The following is a 21,298-nucleotide window of genomic DNA, read 5'->3' as shown; positions in this document are numbered from 1 at the left end:
GTGTGTTTTGTTACGGGCGTATGGTGGATGCCTTGGCATGCTGAGCCGATGAAGGACGTGTGAGGCTGCGTTATGCCTCGGGGAGTTGCCAACAAAGCGTTGATCCGAGGATGTCCGAATGGGGAAACCCAGCACCAGTTGTGTGGTGTTACCTGCAGGTGAATGCATAGCCTGTGTGGGGGTTGACGCGGGGAAGTGAAACATCTCAGTACCCGTAGGAGAAGAAAACAATTGTGATTCCGTGTGTAGTGGCGAGCGATAGCGGATGGTGGCTAAACCGTGTGCGTGTGATACCTGGCAGGGGTTGCGTGTGCGGTGTTGTGGGGCATGAATGTCGCAGGCTGTCAACTGTGAGCATGATGCGCGTGTGTCAGCGGAAGCATCTGGGATGGTGCACCGGAGTGGGTGATAAGTCCCGTACGTGAAGGCATGTGTGGTTGTGTTGTTTGTGTTCCCGAGTAGCAGCGGGCTCGTGGAATCTGCTGTGAATCTGCCGGGACCACCCGGTAAGCCTGAATACTCAGTGTGACCGATAGTGAATGAAGTACCGTGAGGGAATGGTGAAAAGTACCCCGGGAGGGGAGTGAAAGAGTTCCTGAAACCATGCGCTTACAATCCGTCAGAGCACCTGTATGTGTGTGATGGCGTGCCTTTTGAAGAATGAGCCTGCGAGTCAGCGGCATGTCGCGAGGTTAACCCGTGTGGGGTAGTCGTAGCGAAAGCGAATCCGAATAGGGTGTTGTTAGTGGCATGTCCTGGACCCGAAGCGGGGTGATCTACCCATGGCCAGTGTGAAGCAGCTGTAAGAGGTTGTGGAGGCGCGAACCCACTTAGGTTGAAAACTGAGGGGATGAGTTGTGGGTAGGGGTGAAAGGCCAATCAAACTCCGTGATAGCTGGTTCTCCCCGAAATGCATTTAGGTGCAGCGTGATGTGAGCTTGCCGGAGGTAGAGCTACTGGTTGGTTGAGCGGGACTATCATCTTAGCGACGTCAGCCAAACTCCGAATGCCGGTTGAAGTGGTGCATTGCAGTGAGACTGTGGGGGATAAGCTTCATAGTCGAGAGGGAAACAGCCCAGATCGCCGGTTAAGGCCCCTAAGGGTGTGCTAAGTGGAAAAGGATGTGGGATCGCGATGACAGCCAGGAGGTTGGCTTAGAAGCAGCCACCCTTGAAAGAGTGCGTAATAGCTCACTGGTCGAGTGGTTCCGCGCCGACAATGTAGTGGGGCTCAAGCACACCGCCGAAGCCGCGGCAACAATGTTTTGTTGGGTAGGGGAGCGTCGTGTGTGGGGTGAAGCCGTATCGTAAGGCGCGGTGGACTGCACGCGAGTGAGAATGCAGGCATGAGTAACGAATGGCAAGTGAGAATCTTGCCCGCCGGATGACTAAGGGTTCCTGGGTCAAGTTCGTCTTCCCAGGGTGAGTCGGGTCCTAAGGCGAGGCCGACAGGCGTAGTCGATGGTCAACGGGTTGATATTCCCGTACCCGTATACGCGCGCCCAGTATCGAAGCGGTGATACTAACCACCCTGACCCTCCGGCATGATCATCATTGATGATCAGTTGGTGGTAACGCGTGGGGCCTGATCCGTGGTAGGTCAGTGATGGGGTGACGCAGTGAGGTAGCCGAGCCGCTTATTGGATTGCGGTGCAAGCGTGTGGCACGACAGCATGTCAAATGCGGCTGTCAATAAGTGTGAGGCGTGATGCGTAGCCCAAACGTTGGGTGATGTTGGTGATCCTGGACTGCCGAGAAAAGCCTCTAGCGATGTGCGTGTACGGCCCGTACCCTAAACCGACACAGGTGGTCAGGTAGAGAATACTAAGGCGCTCGGGTGAACTGTGGTTAAGGAACTCGGCAAAATGCCCCCGTAACTTCGGGAGAAGGGGGACCACACTCGGTGGCACCACACACGTGGTGGAAGCTGAGGGTGGTCGCAGAGAAGAGAGGGGAGCGACTGTTTATCAAAAACACAGGTCCGTGCGAAGACGATGAAGTTGATGTATACGGACTGACGCCTGCCCGGTGCTGGAAGGTTAAGAGGACCTGTTAGACCCCTTGTTGGGTCGAAGCGGAGAATTTAAGCCCCAGTAAACGGCGGTGGTAACTATAACCATCCTAAGGTAGCGAAATTCCTTGTCGGGTAAGTTCCGACCTGCACGAATGGCGTAACGACTCCCCTGCTGTCTCAACCACAGGCCCGGTGAAATTGCAGTACGAGTAAAGATGCTCGTTTCGCGCGGCAGGACGAAAAGACCCCGGGACCTTCACTATAGCTTGGTATTGGCATTCGGTGCGGTTTGTGTAGGATAGGTGGGAGACTGTGAAACCGTCACGCTAGTGGTGGTGGAGTCGTTGTTGAAATACCACTCTGACCGTAGTGGATATCTAACCTTGGCCCATGATCTGGGTTGGGGACAGTGCCTGGTGGGTAGTTTAACTGGGGCGGTTGCCTCCCAAAATGTAACGGAGGCGCCCAAAGGTTCCCTCAGCCTGGTTGGCAATCAGGTGCAAGAGTGTAAGTGCACAAGGGAGCTTGACTGCGAGACTTACCAGTCGAGCAGGGACGAAAGTCGGGACTAGTGATCCGGCACCTACTTGTGGATGTGGTGTCGCTCAACGGATAAAAGGTACCCCGGGGATAACAGGCTGATCTTCCCCAAGAGTCCATATCGACGGGATGGTTTGGCACCTCGATGTCGGCTCGTCGCATCCTGGGGCTGGAGTAGGTCCCAAGGGTTGGGCTGTTCGCCCATTAAAGCGGCACGCGAGCTGGGTTCAGAACGTCGTGAGACAGTTCGGTCTCTATCCGCCGCGCGCGTTGAAACTTGAAAAAGGCTGTCCCTAGTACGAGAGGACCGGGACGGACGTACCTCTAGTGTGCCAGTTGTTCCGCCAGGAGCATCGCTGGTTGGCTACGTACGGGAGGGATAACCGCTGAAAGCATCTAAGCGGGAAGCCTGTTTTAAGATGAGGTTTCATTCGAGGTTCCCAGCAGACTACTGGGTTGATAGGCCGGAACTGGAAGCACCGCAAGGTGTGGAGGCGACCGGTACTAATACACCAATAAACACACCAACACGCTCAACCAGGTGTGCAAAACACCAAACAACCAAACACGAAACAAGACAAGAAAACAATCCACCGCGTCCACTGTGCAGTCACTGACACAACACCAACACAATCACACAACCAAATACACACAGACATATCGTGTACACCCCTCATGGATGTGTCGGTGGTTGATAGCGGCGGGGAAACGCCCGGTCCCATTCCGAACCCGGAAGCTAAGCCCGCCCGCGCCGATGGTACTGCCCCCGGGAGGAGGTGGGAGAGTAGGTTACCGCCGACCCAACAACTTCACACCAGCACCCGCCACACACCAACCCTAATGGTGTACGGCGGGTGTTTCTTATACCCAACCCCCAGCACACACCACGCACGCGCATCGCGGACACCGCATTGCAGACACTGCAGCCACCTACACACTCCGCAACGCAGGCTCTCCGGTGGGCAGGGCAGCTCAGCCCCGTTGCGGACAACACCGGTAACGCATTGCGGACACCGCGACCCCGCATTGCAGACACCGCAGGCACCTACACACTCCACAAGGCAGACTTGGTTCGCAGTGGGGGAAGATACTTCGGCCTCATTGCGGACACCGCAGCTCCGCATTGCAGACACTGCAGGTACCTACGCACTCCGCTACGCGGACTTCCCGGCGTGCAAGACGGCTCAACCCGGTTGCGGAGAACAGCGGTAACGCGTTGCGGACCCCGCGACTCCGCATTGCAGACACTGCAGGTACCTGCACACTCCACAACGCGGACTCCACATGCCATAGTGACAGAGTGTGGCCCGCCCCCGTTGCGGACTCCGCGGCTCCACATTGCAGACAACGAAGGTACCTACACACTCCACAACGCGGACTTGCCGGCGGGGAGGCGGCTTTCGGACAACACCGGTAACGCATTGCGGACTCCGCGGCTCCACATTGCAGACAACGAAGGTACCTACACACTCCACAATGCAGCCCCGTAGGCAGATAGGCGAGGCGTGGACTCATTGCGGACGCCCCGCGGACGTAAAAGCCCGCCAGCATTGCGGACGCGTCTCTGCATTGCAGACAATGCAGGTCCCTACACACTCCGCAATGCAGGTTTGTCGTGGCTGCGCAGTCTCCATGCTGCTAGCCCTCAGGGAGTGCGTCGCCACATGAGCAACACGGCTCCTGGCAAAACATCTGGCGAACTACGCTGAGGGCTAGCAATACGAACGCCACTAGCCCTCAGCGCGGAAACCACCACACTAGTCACACGCCACCTGGGCAAACCTGCAGTGCACCACGCTGAGGGCTAGCAACACTGACGCCACTAGCCCTCAGTGCAGAAACCACCACACCAGTCACACACCACCAGGGCAAACGTGCAACGCACCACGCTGAGGGCTAGCAACACTGACGCCACTAGCCCTCAGTGCAGAAACCACCACACCAGTCAAACGCCACCAGGGCAAACCTGCAACGCACCACGCTGAGGGCTAGCACGGGCACCAGCTCACTAGCCCTCAACGACAAAACCGTCACACGAGTAACAGGCCACCAGGGGAAACGCGTGGGCCACAACGCTGCGGGCTAGCAATGCGCCCGCGCAGGAGCACCACTACGTCCGGGCGCCAGGCCGCCGAAGTGCCCAGAACGCACGGAGAAGGCGGCGTCGGGCACGGCGGTATAGTCACGCAAGAACACAGCGCGCTCGGCGAGCAAGAACCGGGTGCGCGGAGCGGAAAGGAATGAGGGGTCGATGGGCGACGGAGGAGCTGCTGCGCGCGCGGCGAACCTGGTCAAGACGTACGGCCGGGGCGAGGCGGAGGTCGTGGCGCTTGACGGGGTGGATGTCGAGTTCGCTCGCAACGAGTTCACCGCGATTATGGGACCGTCGGGGTCCGGCAAGTCGACGCTGATGCACGTGATGGCGGGGCTGGACACGGCGACGAGCGGGTCGGCCTACATCGGCGAGACGGACCTCTCCAAGCTCAACGACAAGGAGCTCACCGCGCTGCGACGCGACCGGCTGGGGTTCATCTTCCAGTCGTTCAACCTCGTGCCCACGCTCACCGCGGCGGAGAACATCGCGCTGCCGACAGACATCGCGGGGCGGAAGGTGGACCAAGCCTGGTTCGACGAGGTTACGCGCCGGCTTGGCTTGGAAAAGCGCCTCACGCACCGCCCCGCGGAGCTGTCGGGCGGGCAGCAGCAGCGCGTCGCCTGCGCCCGCGCCCTCGTCTCCCGCCCGGAGATCATTTTCGGCGACGAGCCGACGGGCAACCTCGACTCGAACGCGTCGCGCGAGGTCCTTGACATCCTCCGCACGGCGGTGGACGAGGACGGGCAGACGGTGGTCATCGTCACACACGACGCGAAGGCGGCGTCGTACGCGGACCGCGTCATCTTCCTGCGCGACGGCAACATCGTCGACGAGCTGCGCAACCCCGATATGGACACGATCCTGCGCGTCATGTCCGGCATGGAGGACTAATGGCCGCGCCCCTGACCAAGGTGTCGCTGCGCAACGTCGCGGCGCACAAGGTGCGTCTCGCGCTCACCGTCGTCGCGGTCGTACTCGGCACCGCGTTCCTCTCGGGCGCGCTCATGTTCACCAATATGCTTTCCTCGACGTTCGATTCGGCGGTGGACACCGCGCTCGGCGACGTGGACGCGGTCGTGCGCCCGGGCGAGGGCGATGGCTCGATCGCGCGGGACGAGGTCGACGCGATCAGGGCGGACGGGGACGCCGCGCGGGTGAATTTGTACGCGGAGCTGCCTGTGGTCGTCGCTACGCAAGACGAAGTCGCGATCCAGACCCAGCGCGGCACCTCGCGCCTCGGCCTGTACTACGGCGAGGGGGAGGCTGTTGGCAGGGCGCCTTCGCTTATCGACGGCTCCGCCCCGCACGCCCCCGACGACATCGCCGTGAACGCGAACGGGGCCGCGCGCTACGGCATCGGCCTCGGCGACAGGCTCATCGTCGTGGACAAGGACGGCCGCCACGAGTTCACCGTGACGGGGCTCTACGACGACCCGCTCGCGCAGGAGACGTCGCTCATGCTGCGCGTGGGCGAGGACGCCTACATAACGGACTACACGAACGGGGAAAGGCTGCCCGCCGTGACGGTGCGGGCGCGGGATGGCGTGGGGGCGCCGGAGGTCGTCGAGAAGCTGAAGGGCGCGCACCCGGACCTGGAGATCCGGACGGGCGCGGACGTGGCCGAAGAGACGTCGAAGCAGATCCGCGAGGCGCTCAGCTTTGTCAGCTACTTCCTCGTCGCGTTCGGGCTGGTCGGGCTGCTGGTGGGGACGTTCCTCATCGCGAACACGTTCTCGATGATCGTGGCGCAGCGGACGAAGGAGTTCGCGCTGCTGCGTGCGCTCGGCGCGTCGAAGGGCCAGATCACGCGGTCGGTGTGCCTGGAGTCCGCGCTCGTCGGGCTGGTGGGCTCGGCGCTCGGCGTCGTTGGCGGGGTGGGGCTCGTCGCGGCGATTCGCGTGGCCATGAACTCGTACGGGATGCCGCTGCCGGACGCGGGGACCGGGCTGTCGGCGCGCGCCGTGGCGGTGCCGCTCGTGGTGGGCACCGCAGTCACGGTGCTCTCCGCGCTGGCGCCGGCCATGCGCGCCGGTCGCGTGCGCCCGGTGGAGGCGATGCGGGCGAGCGAGTCCGCCGCGCCGCAGCCGTTGCGCGGGCGCACGATCGCGGGCGCGGTCCTCGTCGCGGCGGGGCTCGCGGCGGCCGGGGCGGCGATGGCGTGGGACGGCGCCGCCACCGGGCGGCGCGCGGGGCTCGTTGGGCTGGCGGCGCTCGCGGCGGTGACGGGCCTCTTCCTCGCCGGGCCGGCGCTGAGCCTGCCGGTCGTCCCGCCGTTCGGCAGGCTCATCGGCGCGCCGTTCGGGGCGGTGGGCCGCCTCGCCTCGACGAACACGAGGCGCAACCCCCGGCGCACGGCCACGACGGCGTTCGCGCTCATGCTCGGCATTGCGCTGGTGACTGTGATCGGGATGCTCGGCGCGTCCATGAAGCAGTCCGTCGACAACGTGGCCACGAGCGAGGTGAGCGCGCAGTACGTGCTCACCGGGCCGGACAACGGGGCGATTCCGCTTCCCGACGACCTCCCGGACCGCGCCGCCGGCGTCGAGGGCGTCGGCGAGGTGGTCAGCTACCTCCAAGCACCCGTCACCGTGGACGGCGAGTACGGCCACCAATTCGGCTCCGTGGGCACGACCGACGTGCTGCGCGGCAACCCGGCGGACCTCATCTCGCTGCACATGGTCGACGGCAGCCCGGCCCTCGACGGCGACACCATCATCGCCCCGGCCGACGTGGCGCAGGAGCGCGGCTGGCACGTCGGGGAGACGGTGCAGGTCGCGGCGCCGGGGCTGAACGACAGTACCGTCGAGGCCACGGTCGGCGGCATCTTCGACGGCTCGAACATCTTCACGACGTTCGTGGTGTCGGGGCAGGTGGCGGCGGAGCTGACGTCGTCAAGCACGGCCCGGCTGCTCATGGTCGGGGTGAACGGCGACGGCAGCGTCGACGACGAGACGCTGCGCGCGAACCTCGAGCGCGAGGTGCGCCACGACATCGTGGTGCAGGTGCGCTCGACCGACGACATGAGCGGCGAGGTCGCCGCGCTCATCGACCAGATGCTGTTCATCCTCTACGCGCTGCTCTCGCTTGCTGTGGTGGTGGCGGTGCTGGGCATCGTGAACACGCTGACGCTCTCCGTCATCGAGCGGCGCCAGGAGATCGGGATGCTGCGCGCGGTGGGCACGCAGCGCCGGCAGGTGCGCACGATGATCGTGCTCGAGTCGGTACAGATGACGGTGTACGGCGCGGTGCTGGGCATCCTCCTCGGGCTCGGGCTCGGGTGGGCGTTCCTCGACGTGCTGAAAGCGAAAGGCTTGACGACGGTCGCCGTGCCCTGGGACATGATCGGCATCGTGCTCGCCGGGTCCTTCGTGGTCGGGCTGGCCGCCGCGGTGGGGCCGGCGGCGCGGGCCGCGAGGACGCCGCCGCTCGACGCGATCGCGGAGTAGCTACCCGAACGCCCGCACGCCCCACGCCAGCCCGAACCAGGCGCCCGTGATACCGAGCAGCGCGGTGTAGAGCGCGTGGCGGGCGGCCTCGCCGCGCCGGCGCGCCTTCATGAGCTCGCCGAGCTCGCGGGCGAACGTGGACCACGTGGACAGCGCGCCCGCGAAGCCGACGCCGAGCCCGGTCTGCCACGCGTCGGGGGCGGCGGCCACGAAGCCGATGATCATCGACGCGGCGATGTTCGCGGCGAAGGTGGCGGCGCGGGCGTCGCGGATGAGCCGGGTGAGGGCGTAGCGCGCCGCGCCGCCGCAGAATCCGCCGGCGAAGACGAGGGCAACCGCGGTGAGGCTAAGCATGGCGGCGCTCCCGCAGCGCGTCGCCCGCGAACCAGGCCCCGACGGACGTGGCGTAGCTGAGCACGATGATGATGAGCGCGGTGAGCGCCTGGGACTGCATCGCGGCGAGCGAGATCGCGGAGTAGGTGGTCAGCCCGCCGAGAAAGCCGGTACCCCACAGTGGCCCCGGCTTCCACAGGCCCATGGCGAAGCAGCCGGCGATGTTGACAGCGAAGGTGAGCGCGAGCGCCGCCGTGGTCCCCGGCTCGGCGGCGAGGAGGACGAGCTGGCGCGCGACCGCGCCGAGGCCCGCGCCCAGGCCGACGGCGAGGGCGGTTGCGAAAGCGTCGTTGTGCACGGGCGCGAGTCTATCGCGGCGCTAGTGCCAGTCCATGTGCTGCCGCTCCACGAAGTCCGCGACCTCCTCCGGCGACTTCTTCAGGTACGGGTCGAAGGCGAGGTACTCCCGCGTCTCCCGCGTGACGAGCCCGGACAGCATGAGCAGGCCGATGAGGTTCGGGATGGCCATGAGCCCGTTGGAGAGGTCGGAGAACGTCCACACGAGCTCGAGCGAGGTGACGGCGCCGACGAGCGAGAGGATGGTGAAGAACATCCGGTAGGGCACCGACGCCCAGTTGCCCAGCAGCGAGACGATGGCGCGCTCGCCGTAGTAGGACCAGCCGAGGATGGTGGAGAACGCGAAGAAGATGAGCGAGACGGAGACGATGAGCCCGCCCCACTGCCCGGGCAGCGCCTGCTCGAACGCCGCGGCCGTCATCGTCGCGGCCTCCTCGCGGCCCATGTCCCACGTGCCGGCGGTGACGATGACAAGGCCGGTGATGGTGACCACGACGATGGTGTCGATGAAGGTCTGCGTCATGGACACGAGCGCCTGGCGCGCCGGGTGCTGCGTCTTCGCCGCGGCGGCGGCGATGGCCGCGGAGCCCATGCCGGACTCGTTGGAGAAGATGCCGCGGGCCACGCCGAACTGGATGGCGAGCATGATGCCCGAGCCGACGAACCCGCCGGTGGCCGCGGTGCCGGTGAACGCGTCGTGGAAGATCGTGGCGAAGGCCCCCGGTACCCGGTCCGCCATGAGCGCCAGCGCGGTGATGCCGCCGCCGACGTAGACGACGATCATGAGCGGCACGAACGCCGCGGTGATCTTGCCGATGCCCTCGATGCCGCCGAGCACCGCGGCGCCGACGGCGAAGAAGATGATGAGGCCCGCGACGGTGGAGTCGAGCCCGAACGCGTCCTGCATGCCCGCGGCGATGGAGTTGCCCTGCGCGAGGTTGCCGATGCCGAAGGACGCGAAGATGGTGAACAGCGTGAACGCCGCCGCGAGCACCTTGCCGAACGTGCCCGGGATGCCGCGCTTGAGGTACTCCTGCGGGCCGCCCTGCTGCTTGCCCTTTGCGTCGGTGGTGCGGAAGCGCACGCCGAGGTACGCCTCGGTGTACTTCGAGGCCATGCCGACGATGCCGGTGAGCCAGATCCAGAACAGCGCGCCGGGCCCGCCGATCGAGATCGCGGTGGCGACGCCGACGATGTTGCCGGTGCCCACCGTCGCCGCGAGGGCGGTGGTGAGCGCCTGGTAGTTCGACATGTCGCCGGCGCCGTCCTCGGAGTGGTCGATGAACGCGTGGCGGGTGGCCCGCCCGAGCGTGCGGAACTGGATGCCGCGCAGCCGCACGGTGAGGTACAGGCCGGTGCCCAGCAGGAGGGGGATGAGGAGGAACGGGCCCCACACGAACGTGGACACCGCACTCAAGGCGTCGTTCAGCGAATTCATAGGATGAGTAAACCACGCCTGGTTTCTATAGAAAAATAGGTAGCGGGGGCGCGCGCCGCGGGCGATGATGGAGGCGTCACACCAGCCACCCCGAAGGAGCGCCCCATGGCACACGAACGCGCAGGACAGCCCGCCCGAGACGAGGACCTCATCGACATCGCGGAGGTCGTCGCCGCCTACTACACCCGTGACATCGACCCGGACGACCCGGACCAGCAGGTCGTCTTCGGCACTTCGGGCCACCGCGGCTCCTCGCTGGATAACGCGTTCAACGAGGCGCACATCCTGGCCACCACCCAGGCGATCGTGGACTACCGCCGCGGCGAGGGCATCGACGGGCCGGTCTACCTCGGCCGCGACACGCACGCGCTCTCGGAGCCGGCGATGCTCTCCGCGCTCGAGGTCCTCATTGCCAACGAGGTGCCGGTGCGTGTCGACGCCTCCGGCCGCTACACTCCGACCCCCGCCGTCTCCCACGCGATCCTCACCCACGCCGGCGGTACGGCCGACGGCATCGTGGTCACCCCCTCGCACAATCCGCCGCGCGACGGCGGCTTCAAGTACAACCCGCCGACCGGCGGCCCGGCCCCTGCAGAGGCCACGGACTGGATCGCGGAGCGGGCGAACGCGACCATCAAGGCCGGGCTCGAGGGGGTCCGGAGGACGTCGGTACGCGGGGTGCTCGACGAGCGGGCCGAGCGGTTCGACTTCCTCGACCAATACGTCGCCGACCTGGGCAACGTCGTCGACCTCGACGCGATCAAGGGCTCCGGCCTGCGCATCGGGGCGGACCCGATGGGCGGGGCGAGCGTGGACTACTGGGGTGCGATCGGGGAGCGCTACGGGCTCAACCTCACCGTGGTCAACCCGCACGTGGACGCCACCTGGCGGTTTATGACCCTGGACACCGACGGCAGGATCCGCATGGACTGCTCGAGCCCGAACTCCATGGCCTCGCTCGTGCACAACCGCGACAAGTACGACCTGGCCACGGGCAACGACGCGGACGCGGACCGCCACGGCATTGTCACCCCCGACGCCGGGCTGATGAACCCGAACCACTACCTCGCCGTGGCCATCGAGTACCTGTTCAGCCACCGCGACGGCTGGGCGGAGGGCACCGCGGTGGGCAAGACGCTCGTGTCGTCGTCGATGATCGACCGCGTCGTCGCCTCGCTCGGCCGCGAGCTCGTCGAGGTGCCGGTCGGGTTCAAGTGGTTCGTGCCCGGGCTGATCGACGGCACCATCGGCTTCGGCGGCGAGGAATCCGCGGGCGCGTCCTTCCTGCGCAAGGACGGCACCGTCTGGTCCACGGACAAGGACGGCCTCATCATGGACTTGCTCGCCGCCGAGATCACCGCTGTGACGGGCAAGACCCCCTCGCAGCGCTACGCGGAGCTGGAAGCGGAGTACGGCTCGCCGGTTTACGCGCGCATCGACGCCCCGGCCGGGCGCGAGGAAAAAGCGAAGCTCAAGGCGCTGTCTGCCGAGCAGGTCTCGGCGGAGACGCTGGCGGGCGAAGCTATCGTCGATAAGCTGACGAAGGCCCCGGGCAACGGCGCGGCGATCGGCGGACTGAAGGTGACCACGGAGCACGCGTGGTTCGCGGCGCGGCCGTCCGGCACCGAGGACAAGTACAAGATCTACGCCGAGTCGTTCAAGGGCGAGGAACACCTCAAGCAAGTGCAGGAGGAGGCGAAGGCGCTCGTCGCGGACGTGCTGGGGAACTAGCCGGGAAGTAGTTGAAAACACACTGGCACCGCGTGTGTGCCGGCTGGACGGTGCGCTAAGGTGCCTTTGGTGAGCACATCAACAACCGCGGAACCGACGCGGAACACGAAGTCGCTGGTGCTGGACGTCCTGTCCGCGCTGGCGCGGTTTTACATGGCGTACATCTGGATCTCCGCGGGGTGGTCGAAGATCGGCGTGCACCTCGACGTGACCAAGACGATCGAGGCGTACCAGATCTTCACCCCCGACTGGTCGGATCTGCTCGCCCACATCATTGGCCCGCTCGAGATCGCCGGCGGCCTGCTCCTGCTGCTGGGCATCAAGCTGCGCTGGTCCGGCAAGGTGTCCATCATCGTGCTCAGCTTGTTCATCATCGGCATGCTCTCGGCGTGGCAGCGCGGGCTCGTCATCGACTGCGGCTGCTTCGACCCGTCCGCGGCGGGCGAGGGGGAGACCAACCTGCTGGTCACCGTGGCCCGCGACGTGCTCTACATCGCCATCACCGCGTTCATGATGTGGCGTCCGTTTAAAAAGTTTGCCATCTACCCCTAAACTCTTGCGGGTACGCAAGACCCCCGTCCAACAGTTCGCGCTGTGAAGCGCCCGATCCAGGAGACTTTAGTGACCACTCGCAAAGTGCAGAACCCGAACAAGAAGGGCAACAGCGCGTTCATCTGGGCCGTCGTCGCGGTTATCGCGATCGCCCTGCTCGTGATCGGCCTGATCATCTACAACGGCCGCAACAACCGCAGCGCCTCGATGCGCGAGAGCCTCATGGACGTCACCGGCCTCAACGTGTCCTGGAACGAGGACGAGGACATCATCCACATCACCGGCGACAATAAGGACGCGAACAAGGCCGAGCTGTTCGAGGACTTCTCCTGCTCCCACTGCGCGGATCTATACAAGGTCGCCGAGGACTCGATGATGGACAAGCTCAAGGCCGGCGAGATCGCCGTCGACCTGCGCCCGATGACCGCGCTGGACAACGGCCAGATCGGCCACTCCACGAACGCGCTGGCCGCCGAGCTCGCGCTCTTCGCGCACAACGACATCGCCCAGGCGTTCACCATGCGCGACTACCTCTTCCGCGAGCAGCAGACCGCGTACAACAAGTACGACAACGACGGCTTCGCCGACCTCGTCGCCGGCTACGGCGCGTCCAAGGAGGCAGTCCAGGACATCCGCGACGGCAAGTACACCGACACCGCGAAGCGCATGGGCGACAACAACCGCAAGTACCAGGAGGACAAGACCGGCGAGGCCTGGACCCCGCGCGTCCTCGTCGACGGCAAGGACATTGAGAAGATCCAGGGCAACCGCGACGACTGGCCGGAGACCCTCTCCCAGCTCTAAGCCGCCGCACCCCCGACCGCTTTCCGCCGTGATTGGCGGGAAGCGGTGTTGTATCGGGGCAACCTGGGGGTTTGGAGGCCCGCGAGCCCGGCTGTATATTTACGTGAGTTATCCAACGGGGCTATGGCGCAGCTGGTAGCGCACCACACTGGCAGTGTGGGGGTCACGGGTTCGAATCCCGTTAGCTCCACTTCACAACTTCATACGCATTGGGGCTATGGCGCAGCTGGTAGCGCACCACACTGGCAGTGTGGGGGTCACGGGTTCGAATCCCGTTAGCTCCACCGAGAAAACACTGCCCGGCACACCGCCGGGCAGTGTTCGTATTGTGGGGTGCATGGACACGCCGATTGGACCCCTTCGCTTCGCCGCCGGCGAGGCGGGCGTATCTCGAGTGTGCTTCGAGCACGAGCGTATCGACGCACCTTCGGACCCGCCCCTCGCCACCCAGCAGCTCGCCGAGTACTTCGCCGGCGCGCGCCGGGAGTTCTCCGTCCCCCTCGATCTGCGCGGCGTCACCGACTTCCGCGCGGCGGTGCTGCGCGAGCTGATGCAGGTGCCGTACGGCGAGACCGCGACCTACCGCGAACTCGCGCGCGCGGTGGGCAACCCGAACGCGGTGCGCGCGGTCGGCGGCGCCTGCGCGAACAACCCGCTGCCGCTGTTCATCCCGTGCCACCGCGTGCTGCGCAGCGACGGGGCCGTCGGCGGCTACCGCGGCGGCGCGGACGCGAAACGGTTCCTACTTGCATTGGAGGGCATTGATGTCTGACGGTGTTGGACAACGTGGATTTGTCAAGCACGGCAGCGCACCGGGCGCCGCCGCCGCGGAGGCGGCGTACCTGCGCTGGCTGCGGGAGGGCTCCGCCGCGGTGGTGGAGGTCCTCGACCTCGACGAGGAGGCGAACACGCTCACCATCGAGCGGGTGGACAGCGCGCGGCCCACCGTCGACGCCGCCCGCCAGGCCGGGCGCGAGCTCGCGGCCATCCACGCGATGGGGGCGGACGCGTTCGGCGCGCCGGCGGACGGGTGGGACGGCCCGAACTTCATCGGCACGCGCGCGCAGACCTGCGAGCCGACGCAGCGGTGGGCCCGGTTCTACGTGGAGCAGCGGGTGCTGCCCTTCGCGGAGCACGCCGAGAAGGCCGGCAACCTCGGTCGCGGCGGGATCGACGTCGTCAAGCAGGCGTGTGATGCGCTCCTCGCCGAGGACGAGGACGCCCCCCTTGCGCGCCTCCACGGCGACCTGTGGGCGGGCAACCTGCTGTTCTCGCCCGAGGGGCCGCGGTTCATCGACCCTGCGGCGCACGGTGGGCACCCGCTCACGGACATCGCGATGCTCGAGCTGTTCGGCGCGCCGCACTTCGACGCGATCGTGGACGGGTACGTGGCCGCGGGCGGCGAGCTCGGGCGCGACTGGCAGCGGCGCATCCCGGTGCACCAGCTGCACCCGCTCGCGGTGCACGCGTGGACGCACGGCCCGGCGTACGGCTCGGCGCTTGTGCGCGCGGCGGAGGAGACGCTGCGGGTCGTGGGCTAGGCGCGCTTGCGCCACCACTCGTCATTCGGCCCCGGGGGCAGGTGGCGCTTGTGCTGGCCGACGCGCCAGAGGTGCTCGAGGCGGTCGGCGGCTGCCTGCGGGACGTCCTTGCCCTCGAGGTAGTCGTCGATCTGGGCGTAGGTGACGCCGAGCGCCTCCTCGTCGGGCAGCGCCGGGCGGTCCTCCTCGAGGTCCGCGGTGGGCACCTTCTCCCACAGCCGCTTGTCGGCCCCGAGGTGCTCGAGCAGTGCGGCACCCTGGCGCTTGTTCAGCCCGGCGAGCGGCACGAGGTCGGCGGCGCCGTCGCCGTGTTTGGTGAAGAAGCCGGTGACGTTCTCCGCCGCGTGATCCGTGCCCACCACGAGCAGGCCGCGCTCGCCCGCGATGGCGTACTGGGCGATCATGCGCATCCGCGCCTTGACGTTGCCCTTGTTGAAGTCGCCCAGGCCGCCCAGCCCGAGCGCCTCGGCGACGGCGGCGGACATGGCGGTGGTGGCCGGCTCGATGTTCACGTTCGCGGTCTCGTCGGGGCGGATGAACCTGAGCGCGAGCTGGGCGTCGTCCTCGTCGGCCTGCACGCCGTGGGGGAGGCGCACCGCGACGAAGGTGGCGTCCCGGCCGGCGGCGCGCTGCCGCTCCGCCGCGAGCTGCGCGAGCCTGCCCGCGAGCGTCGAGTCCTGGCCGCCGGAGATGCCGAGCACGAACCCCTTCGCGCCGGTGGCGTCGAGGTAGTCTGCGAGGAACGCGACGCGGCGCTCGATTTCGGCTGCCGGGTCGACGGTCGGGGAGACGCCGAGAGCGGCGATGATCTCGGATTGCAGCTCGGAGTGCATGGCGCTCATCGTAGGCTGTTTTCGATCTGTTTTTGATTCAGGGCGGTCGATGTGTAACATTTGTCCCCGTGTTGCGACCCGGCAGCCCGCCGCGCGTCGCTAATTGCAGGTATTCCGAGCAGAAAGGAGCGCCCGATGAAGGTCCGCAAGTCGCTTCGGTCGCTGAAGAACAAGCCGGGCGCTCAGGTTGTGCGCCGCCACGGCAAGGTTTACGTGATCAACAAGAAGGATCCCCGCTTCAAGGCTCGCCAGGGCTAGTCGCGCCGATCCAGGCCCCGTCACCGCGTGGTGGCGGGGCCTTTTGCGTATCGACGCGCACCTGTCGGCCAAAAATTTTCCTAAGAATTACACGCGTGGGAGCATGCGGGCGTCCAGGTTTGGGGCAGTTGTGAACTACATGTGGGTGATTCGCTCCCCCTATCCTGGGAATACCACCCCTGTAACTACTATATGTAGTGGTGGTTGCCGAACTTTCCCCCAAGGTATAGTGTCTTCTGGTGTTGCCCCGGGGGAGCCGGGGAAGTCGCAGAAACTCACCCCCGATGCCCGTTTGAGACCGTAGAAAGAGCCCGAGAATCATGGCGATCACCGTTTACAGTAAGCCGGCCTGCATGCAGTGCAAGGCAACCGAGAAGGCCCTCACCAGAGCCGGCCTGGAGTTCACCACGGTGGACATCTCCATGGACGACGAGGCCCGCGACTACGTCATGGCCCTCGGCTACGTCCAGGCCCCGGTCGTCGAGGCGAATGGCGAGCACTGGTCGGGCTTCCGTCCGGACCGCATCAAGGGGCTCGCGGCGTCCGTCGCGTAGGCGGCTGGCCCGGCCTGTCCCCTTCATCCCAGCTCTCTCTCCATTCCGCGGATCCAGCTAGTAAGAACCAGCTAACCGCCCAAAATCCGGCGAATAGCTGGGTCCTAGTAGCTGGATTTGGGCCCAGGGGCGGGCCACGAGCGGGCTGGGCGGGCCCAACAATCAACGAAAGGCGGCGGCCATGCTGGTGGTCTACTTCTCCTCCGCGACGGAGAACACGAAGCGGTTCGTGGAGAAGCTCGGCCTCCCCGCCCAGCGCATCCCGCTGCGCAAGGCCGACCCCGACCTCACGGTGGACGAGCCGTATGTGCTCGTCTGCCCCACCTACGGGGGAGGGGCGAGCGTGGCCGGCGGGTCCGCGACGAACTCGCGGCCGGTGCCGGGGCAGGTCGTCCGCTTCCTCAACCACGAGGGCAACCGGGGGCTCATCCGCGGGGTCATCGCGGCGGGGAACTCGAACTTCGGGGCGGATTACTGTCTCGCCGGGAAGGTTATCGCCGACAAATGTAAGGTCCCGTACCTGTACAGGTTTGAGCTCATGGGCTCGGCCGAGGACGTTGCGAACGTACGCGGCCAACTCATCCAGCACGCTGGGCGGTTGGGGTTGCGTGGGGGGCCGGAGGTCGTCGATACGCAATGTGCCTCGGATGAGTCCGGGCGACTCGCGGCCTTGCGCGAGAAATACGCAGGAAAATACAACAGATCGAAGGACGAGAAGTGAGCACCCCGACCCCTGAGAAGCTGGGCAAGAACGTCCCGGAGCCGGTGAACGAGCACGACCAGCTGGACTACCACGCGCTCAACGCGCTGCTGAATCTGTACGACGAGAACGGGCAGATCCAGTTCGACAAAGACCGCGAGGCGGCGAACCAGTTCTTCCTGCAACACGTCAACCAGAACACGGTCTACTTCCACGACCTGGAAGAGAAGATCGATTATCTCGTGGAGCACAAGTACTACGAGCCGGAGACGATTGCGAAGTACGAGTGGTCCTTTATTAAGGACACGTTCAAGCGCGCGTACTCCTACAAGTTCCGCTTCAAGTCTTTCCTCGGCGCGTACAAGTACTACACGTCCTACACGCTGAAGACGTTCGACGGGCGCCGCTACCTCGAGCGCTTCGAGGACCGCGTGGCCATGACGTCGCTCTTCCTCGCCGACGGCAACGAGGACCTCGCGAGCGCGCTCGTCGACGAGATCATGACCGGCCGCTTCCAGCCAGCGACCCCGACGTTCCTCAACGCCGGCAAGGCGCAGCGCGGCGAGCTCGTGAGCTGCTTCCTGCTGCGCGTCGAGGACAACATGGAGTCCATCGGCCGCGCCATCAACTCCTCGCTGCAGCTGTCAAAGCGCGGCGGTGGCGTGGCGTTGCTGCTGTCCAACATCCGCGAGTCGGGCGCGCCGATTAAGCACATCGAGAACCAGTCGTCCGGCGTCATCCCGGTGATGAAGCTGCTCGAGGACTCGTTCTCCTACGCCAACCAGCTCGGCGCGCGCCAGGGCGCGGGCGCGGTGTACCTCAACGCCCACCACCCGGACATCATGCGCTTCTTGGACACGAAGCGCGAGAACGCGGACGAGAAGGTGCGCATCAAGACGCTCTCGCTCGGCGTGGTCATCCCGGACATCACCTTCGAGCTCGCGAAGCGTAACGACGACATGTACCTGTTCTCCCCATACGACGTCGAGCGGGTCTACGGCGTGCCGTTCGCGGACATCTCCATCACGGAGAAGTACGCCGAGATGGTGGAGGACCCGCGCATCCGCAAGTCGAAGATCAACGCCCGCGTGTTCTTCCAGACCATCGCGGAGATCCAGTTCGAGTCCGGCTACCCGTACATCATGTTCGAGGACACGGCGAACCGCGCGAACCCGGTGAAGACGGGCCGGATCAACATGTCCAACCTGTGCTCGGAGATCCTGCAGGTCAACTCCCCGTCGACGCTCAACGAGGACCTCACCTACGCCGAGGTTGGCCACGACATCTCCTGCAACCTGGGCTCGCTGAACATCGCGATGACGATGGATTCGGACAACTTCGCCCGCACGGTGGAGACGGCCATCCGCGCGTTGACCTCGGTAGCGGACAAGACCTCCATCGAGTCGGTGCCCCCGGTGCGCGACGGCAACGACGCATCCCACGCCATCGGGCTGGGGCAGATGAACTTGCATGGCTACCTCGGCCGCGAGCACATCGAGTACGGCTCGGAGGAGGGCCTCGACTTCACCAACGCCTACTTCGCCGCGGTGATGTACCAGTGCATCCGCGCCTCCCACGCGATCGCGGTGGAGAAAGGCCGGGCGTTCGCCGACTTTGACAAGTCCGAGTACGCCAGCGGCGAGTTCTTCGACCGCTACGACGCGGCGGACTTCCAGCCGAAGACGGAGAAGGTCAAGGCGCTGTTCGACGCCGCCGACATCGCGGTGCCGACGGCGGAGGAGTGGGCGCAGCTCAAGGCGGACGTCGCCCGCGACGGCATCTACAACCGCTACCTCCAGGCGGTGCCGCCGACCGGCTCGATCAGCTACATCAACAACTCGACGTCCTCGATCCACCCGATCGCCTCGAAGATCGAGATCCGCAAGGAAGGCAAGATCGGCCGCGTCTACTACCCGGCGCCGCACATGGACAACGAGAACATCGAGTACTTCAAGGACGCCTACGAGATCGGCTACGAGAAGATCATCGACACCTACGCCGTGGCCACGCGCTACGTCGACCAGGGCCTGTCGCTCACCCTCTTTTTCAAGGACACGGTGACCACCCGCGACATCAACAAGGCGCAGATCTACGCGTGGAAGAAGGGCGTGAAGACGCTCTACTACATCCGCCTGCGCCAGATGGCGCTCGAGGGCACGGAGATCGAGGGCTGCGTGTCCTGCATGCTCTAGCGGGCCTAGATCTCCATGAAGTCGTTCACGCCGCGCAGGAGGCGTCGGGAGGCGTCCTCCGCGCGGTTCGCATCGTGCTTGACGACGGCGTCCGCCAGCTCGGCGTGGATCTTCATCGTGTCCACGTGCGGGTCGTCCGGCATGATCCCGTAGAGCGCGCGGCCGCGCATGATGTCCATGATCGGCTCGGTGAGCTGCTCGAACATCTCGTTGCGCGAGGCGCGCAGCACGAGCGCGTGGAACGCGAGGTCCGCCTCCTGGAAGGCGTCCGAGTTGCCCTGGTCTTCGCCGGCGAGCTCGACGATGCGCTGGGCCAGGCCGACAAGCTCGCGGGCCTCCGCATCGGTGGCGTTCGTCGCCGCGAGGCGGGCGGCGCCGGGCTCGATGGCGTCGCGCAGCTCCCTGAGGGAAGCGAGTTGGGCGGGACGTTGCTCGTCGCTACGCAAACGCCACGAGATGACGGAGTGGTCGAAGACGTTCCACTCGCTCTGCGGCAGCACGCGCAGCCCGACGCGGCGGGAGGAAGAGACGAGGCCAAGCTGCTCGAGCGCGCGCATGGCCTCGCGCGCGACGGTGCGGGAGATGTCGAAGCGCTCGGACAGGTCGTGCAAGGTAAATGTGTGGCCCTCCGGCATCTCGCCCGAGACGATTTCTTCGCCAAGGGTGTCCAGGATGGACGACAAGAGCGGTTGGGAAGAGCGCTCGCCACTTGCAGCCACTAGGGCTACCTCCTTCGCCGGGCGTTCCTACGGCATCGGGGACACGTGATTCCCGAGTAGTGTAGGCCATGCTCACGCCGGCTCCAACGAGGAGCGTTACTATGGTCGCCATGACTCACCTGAACGCGCCCGTGAAAGCGATCAACTGGAATAGCGTCGCGGACGACAAAGATCTCGAGGTGTGGGACCGCCTGACCGGCAACTTCTGGCTGCCGGAGAAGATCCCGGTGTCCAACGACATCCCGAGCTGGAACACGCTCAAGGACGAAGAAAAGCAGGCCACGATGCGCGTGTTCACCGGCCTCACGCTGCTGGACACCATCCAGGGCACGGTCGGCGCGATCTCGCTGCTGCCAGACGCGACGTCGCTGCACGAGGAGGCGGTGCTCACCAACATCGCGTTCATGGAGTCCGTGCACGCGAAGAGCTACTCCAACATCTTTATGACGCTCGCGGACACCCCGGCGATTAACGACGCGTTCCGCTGGTCCGAGGAAAACGAGTACTTGCAGCGCAAGGCGAAGATCATCCTCGGCTACTACGAGGGCGAGGACCCGCTCAAGCGCAAGATCGCCTCCGTGATGCTCGAGTCCTTCCTCTTCTACTCCGGCTTCTACCTCCCGCTCAACTGGTCAGTGCACTCGAAGCTCACCAACACCGCGGACATCATCCGCCTCATCATCCGCGACGAGGCGGTGCACGGCTACTACATCGGCTACAAGTACCAGGTGGGCCTGCGCGGCGAGAGCGAAGAGCGCAAGGAGGAGCTCAAGGACTACGCGTTCGAGTTGCTCTACGACCTCTATGAGAACGAGAACCAGTACACCGAGGACATCTACGACGGGCTCGGCTGGACCGAGGACGTGAAGCGCTTCCTGCGCTACAACGCGAATAAGGCGCTGAACAACCTCGGCTACGAGGGCCTGTTCCCGGCGGATGAGACGAAGGTCTCCCCGGCGATCCTCGCGTCGCTCTCGCCGAACGCGGACGAGAACCACGACTTCTTCTCCGGCTCCGGCTCCTCCTACGTCATCGGCCGCGCCGAGGATACGCAGGACGAGGACTGGGACTTCTAGGCAGTCGCGTATCGACGAACCTCCGGTTCCCCACGCGCCACATCCGTGTGGCGCTTTTTCAGTTTCACCCCGCACGGGGGCAGCATCCGGGGAGGCTGGAAAAACAATGTGGGGAA

16 protein-coding genes, 2 tRNA genes, 2 rRNA genes and 1 pseudogene are annotated in these 21,298 nt (G+C 65.4%); 16 read left to right on the top strand and 5 right to left on the bottom strand.

All coding sequences use genetic code 11. From position 1 onward, the window contains the following. The 4 genes from CJEDD_RS10005 to CJEDD_RS09990 all read left to right on the top strand — a co-directional run bounded on the left by CJEDD_RS10005 (window position 1) and on the right by CJEDD_RS09990 (window position 8,094). Window positions 1-3,080 (top strand): 23S ribosomal RNA (locus CJEDD_RS10005). A gap of 156 nt (window positions 3,081-3,236) precedes the next feature. Then, window positions 3,237-3,354 (top strand): 5S ribosomal RNA (rrf, locus tag CJEDD_RS10000). Between the two features lie 1,450 nt (window positions 3,355-4,804). After that, window positions 4,805-5,539 (top strand): ABC transporter ATP-binding protein, encoded by a 735-nt coding sequence (locus CJEDD_RS09995; protein ID WP_042404909.1) that lies wholly within the window; start codon window positions 4,805-4,807, stop codon window positions 5,537-5,539. Then, window positions 5,539-8,094, top strand: coding sequence for an ABC transporter permease (locus tag CJEDD_RS09990; protein WP_042404911.1), 2,556 nt, complete (start codon window positions 5,539-5,541; stop codon window positions 8,092-8,094). Before CJEDD_RS09995 ends, CJEDD_RS09990 begins: the two co-directional genes overlap by 1 nt. On the opposite strand, the gene CJEDD_RS09985 is transcribed toward CJEDD_RS09990, so the two are convergent. From CJEDD_RS09985 to CJEDD_RS09975, 3 genes are read right to left on the bottom strand one after another with little or no spacing between them, the layout of a single operon-like run. Then, window positions 8,095-8,448: a fluoride efflux transporter FluC gene (locus CJEDD_RS09985; protein WP_042404913.1), complete on the bottom strand. Its 354-nt coding sequence runs from the start codon at window positions 8,446-8,448 to the stop codon at window positions 8,095-8,097. Beyond that, entirely contained in the window at window positions 8,441-8,785 is a 345-nt protein-coding gene (locus tag CJEDD_RS09980; RefSeq protein WP_042404915.1) for a CrcB family protein, read from the bottom strand. Before CJEDD_RS09980 ends, CJEDD_RS09985 begins: the two co-directional genes overlap by 8 nt. 21 nt (window positions 8,786-8,806) lie before the next feature. Further along, window positions 8,807-10,222, bottom strand: a complete 1,416-nt coding sequence (locus tag CJEDD_RS09975; RefSeq protein WP_042404917.1) for an alanine/glycine:cation symporter family protein — start codon at window positions 10,220-10,222, stop codon at window positions 8,807-8,809. Between the two features lie 105 nt (window positions 10,223-10,327). Here CJEDD_RS09975 and pgm point away from each other — a divergent pair, with 105 nt between their 5' ends. The 7 genes from pgm to CJEDD_RS09940 all read left to right on the top strand — a co-directional run bounded on the left by pgm (window position 10,328) and on the right by CJEDD_RS09940 (window position 14,850). Beyond that, window positions 10,328-11,953 (top strand): phosphoglucomutase (alpha-D-glucose-1,6-bisphosphate-dependent), encoded by a 1,626-nt coding sequence (gene pgm, locus CJEDD_RS09970; RefSeq protein WP_042404919.1) that lies wholly within the window; start codon window positions 10,328-10,330, stop codon window positions 11,951-11,953. A gap of 69 nt (window positions 11,954-12,022) precedes the next feature. Continuing rightward, complete coding sequence (locus CJEDD_RS09965) at window positions 12,023-12,505, top strand: MauE/DoxX family redox-associated membrane protein (RefSeq protein ID WP_052333692.1); 483 nt, start codon at window positions 12,023-12,025, stop codon at window positions 12,503-12,505. A 69-nt stretch (window positions 12,506-12,574) separates the two neighbouring features. Next, window positions 12,575-13,309, top strand: a complete 735-nt coding sequence (locus CJEDD_RS09960; RefSeq protein WP_042404967.1) for a DsbA family protein — start codon at window positions 12,575-12,577, stop codon at window positions 13,307-13,309. 117 nt (window positions 13,310-13,426) lie between these two features. After that, window positions 13,427-13,499, top strand: a tRNA-Ala gene (locus tag CJEDD_RS09955). Window positions 13,500-13,520: 21 nt separating this feature from the next. Next, window positions 13,521-13,593 (top strand) — tRNA-Ala (locus CJEDD_RS09950). A gap of 53 nt (window positions 13,594-13,646) precedes the next feature. Beyond that, entirely contained in the window at window positions 13,647-14,081 is a 435-nt protein-coding gene (locus CJEDD_RS09945) for a methylated-DNA--[protein]-cysteine S-methyltransferase (protein WP_042404924.1), read from the top strand. Further along, window positions 14,074-14,850 (top strand): fructosamine kinase family protein, encoded by a 777-nt coding sequence (locus CJEDD_RS09940; protein WP_042404926.1) that lies wholly within the window; start codon window positions 14,074-14,076, stop codon window positions 14,848-14,850. The genes CJEDD_RS09945 and CJEDD_RS09940 overlap by 8 nt, the downstream gene beginning before the upstream one ends. On the opposite strand, the gene nadE is transcribed toward CJEDD_RS09940, so the two are convergent. Beyond that, window positions 14,847-15,692, bottom strand: coding sequence for an ammonia-dependent NAD(+) synthetase (gene nadE / locus CJEDD_RS09935; protein WP_042404927.1), 846 nt, complete (start codon window positions 15,690-15,692; stop codon window positions 14,847-14,849). The two genes, CJEDD_RS09940 and nadE, sit on opposite strands and share 4 nt — an antisense overlap. A gap of 126 nt (window positions 15,693-15,818) precedes the next feature. Here nadE and ykgO point away from each other — a divergent pair, with 126 nt between their 5' ends. The 4 genes and pseudogenes from ykgO to nrdE all read left to right on the top strand — a co-directional run bounded on the left by ykgO (window position 15,819) and on the right by nrdE (window position 19,387). Beyond that, window positions 15,819-15,941: a type B 50S ribosomal protein L36 gene (ykgO, locus tag CJEDD_RS09930; protein ID WP_005288826.1), complete on the top strand. Its 123-nt coding sequence runs from the start codon at window positions 15,819-15,821 to the stop codon at window positions 15,939-15,941. Between the two features lie 320 nt (window positions 15,942-16,261). Next, entirely contained in the window at window positions 16,262-16,495 is a 234-nt protein-coding gene (nrdH, locus tag CJEDD_RS09925) for a glutaredoxin-like protein NrdH (protein ID WP_042404930.1), read from the top strand. A gap of 181 nt (window positions 16,496-16,676) precedes the next feature. Continuing rightward, window positions 16,677-17,114, top strand: a pseudogene (gene nrdI, locus CJEDD_RS09920) (class Ib ribonucleoside-diphosphate reductase assembly flavoprotein NrdI); the annotation flags it as partial. 122 nt (window positions 17,115-17,236) lie between these two features. After that, entirely contained in the window at window positions 17,237-19,387 is a 2,151-nt protein-coding gene (gene nrdE, locus CJEDD_RS09915; RefSeq protein WP_074432465.1) for a class 1b ribonucleoside-diphosphate reductase subunit alpha, read from the top strand. A gap of 5 nt (window positions 19,388-19,392) precedes the next feature. On the opposite strand, the gene CJEDD_RS09910 is transcribed toward nrdE, so the two are convergent. Next, window positions 19,393-20,106, bottom strand: a complete 714-nt coding sequence (locus tag CJEDD_RS09910; protein ID WP_042404934.1) for a FadR/GntR family transcriptional regulator — start codon at window positions 20,104-20,106, stop codon at window positions 19,393-19,395. Between the two features lie 110 nt (window positions 20,107-20,216). On the opposite strand from CJEDD_RS09910, the gene nrdF reads away from it, so the two are divergent. Next, window positions 20,217-21,182 (top strand): class 1b ribonucleoside-diphosphate reductase subunit beta, encoded by a 966-nt coding sequence (gene nrdF / locus CJEDD_RS09905; RefSeq protein WP_042404969.1) that lies wholly within the window; start codon window positions 20,217-20,219, stop codon window positions 21,180-21,182. Window positions 21,183-21,298 lie beyond the last annotated feature (116 nt).

It is taken from the genome of Corynebacterium jeddahense (assembly GCF_028609865.1).
GTDB lineage: Bacteria > Actinomycetota > Actinomycetes > Mycobacteriales > Mycobacteriaceae > Corynebacterium > Corynebacterium jeddahense.
This window is presented reverse-complemented; position numbering and strand designations above follow the sequence as displayed.

Excerpts from the sequence above, each read along its gene's own strand:
- nrdH (WP_042404930.1), top strand. The coding sequence starts at position 16,262 with ATGGCGATCACCGTTTACAGTAAGCCGGCCTGCATGCAGTGCAAGGCA.
- CJEDD_RS09995 (WP_042404909.1), top strand. The coding sequence starts at position 4,805 with ATGGGCGACGGAGGAGCTGCTGCGCGCGCGGCGAACCTGGTCAAGACG.
- ykgO (WP_005288826.1), top strand. The coding sequence starts at position 15,819 with ATGAAGGTCCGCAAGTCGCTTCGGTCGCTGAAGAACAAGCCGGGCGCT.
- CJEDD_RS09940 (WP_042404926.1), top strand. The coding sequence starts at position 14,074 with ATGTCTGACGGTGTTGGACAACGTGGATTTGTCAAGCACGGCAGCGCA.
- CJEDD_RS09985 (WP_042404913.1), bottom strand. The coding sequence starts at position 8,448 with ATGCTTAGCCTCACCGCGGTTGCCCTCGTCTTCGCCGGCGGATTCTGC.
- CJEDD_RS09975 (WP_042404917.1), bottom strand. The coding sequence starts at position 10,222 with ATGAATTCGCTGAACGACGCCTTGAGTGCGGTGTCCACGTTCGTGTGG.
- nadE (WP_042404927.1), bottom strand. The coding sequence starts at position 15,692 with ATGAGCGCCATGCACTCCGAGCTGCAATCCGAGATCATCGCCGCTCTC.
- pgm (WP_042404919.1), top strand. The coding sequence starts at position 10,328 with ATGGCACACGAACGCGCAGGACAGCCCGCCCGAGACGAGGACCTCATC.
- CJEDD_RS09990 (WP_042404911.1), top strand. The coding sequence starts at position 5,539 with ATGGCCGCGCCCCTGACCAAGGTGTCGCTGCGCAACGTCGCGGCGCAC.
- nrdF (WP_042404969.1), top strand. The coding sequence starts at position 20,217 with ATGACTCACCTGAACGCGCCCGTGAAAGCGATCAACTGGAATAGCGTC.
- CJEDD_RS09945 (WP_042404924.1), top strand. The coding sequence starts at position 13,647 with ATGGACACGCCGATTGGACCCCTTCGCTTCGCCGCCGGCGAGGCGGGC.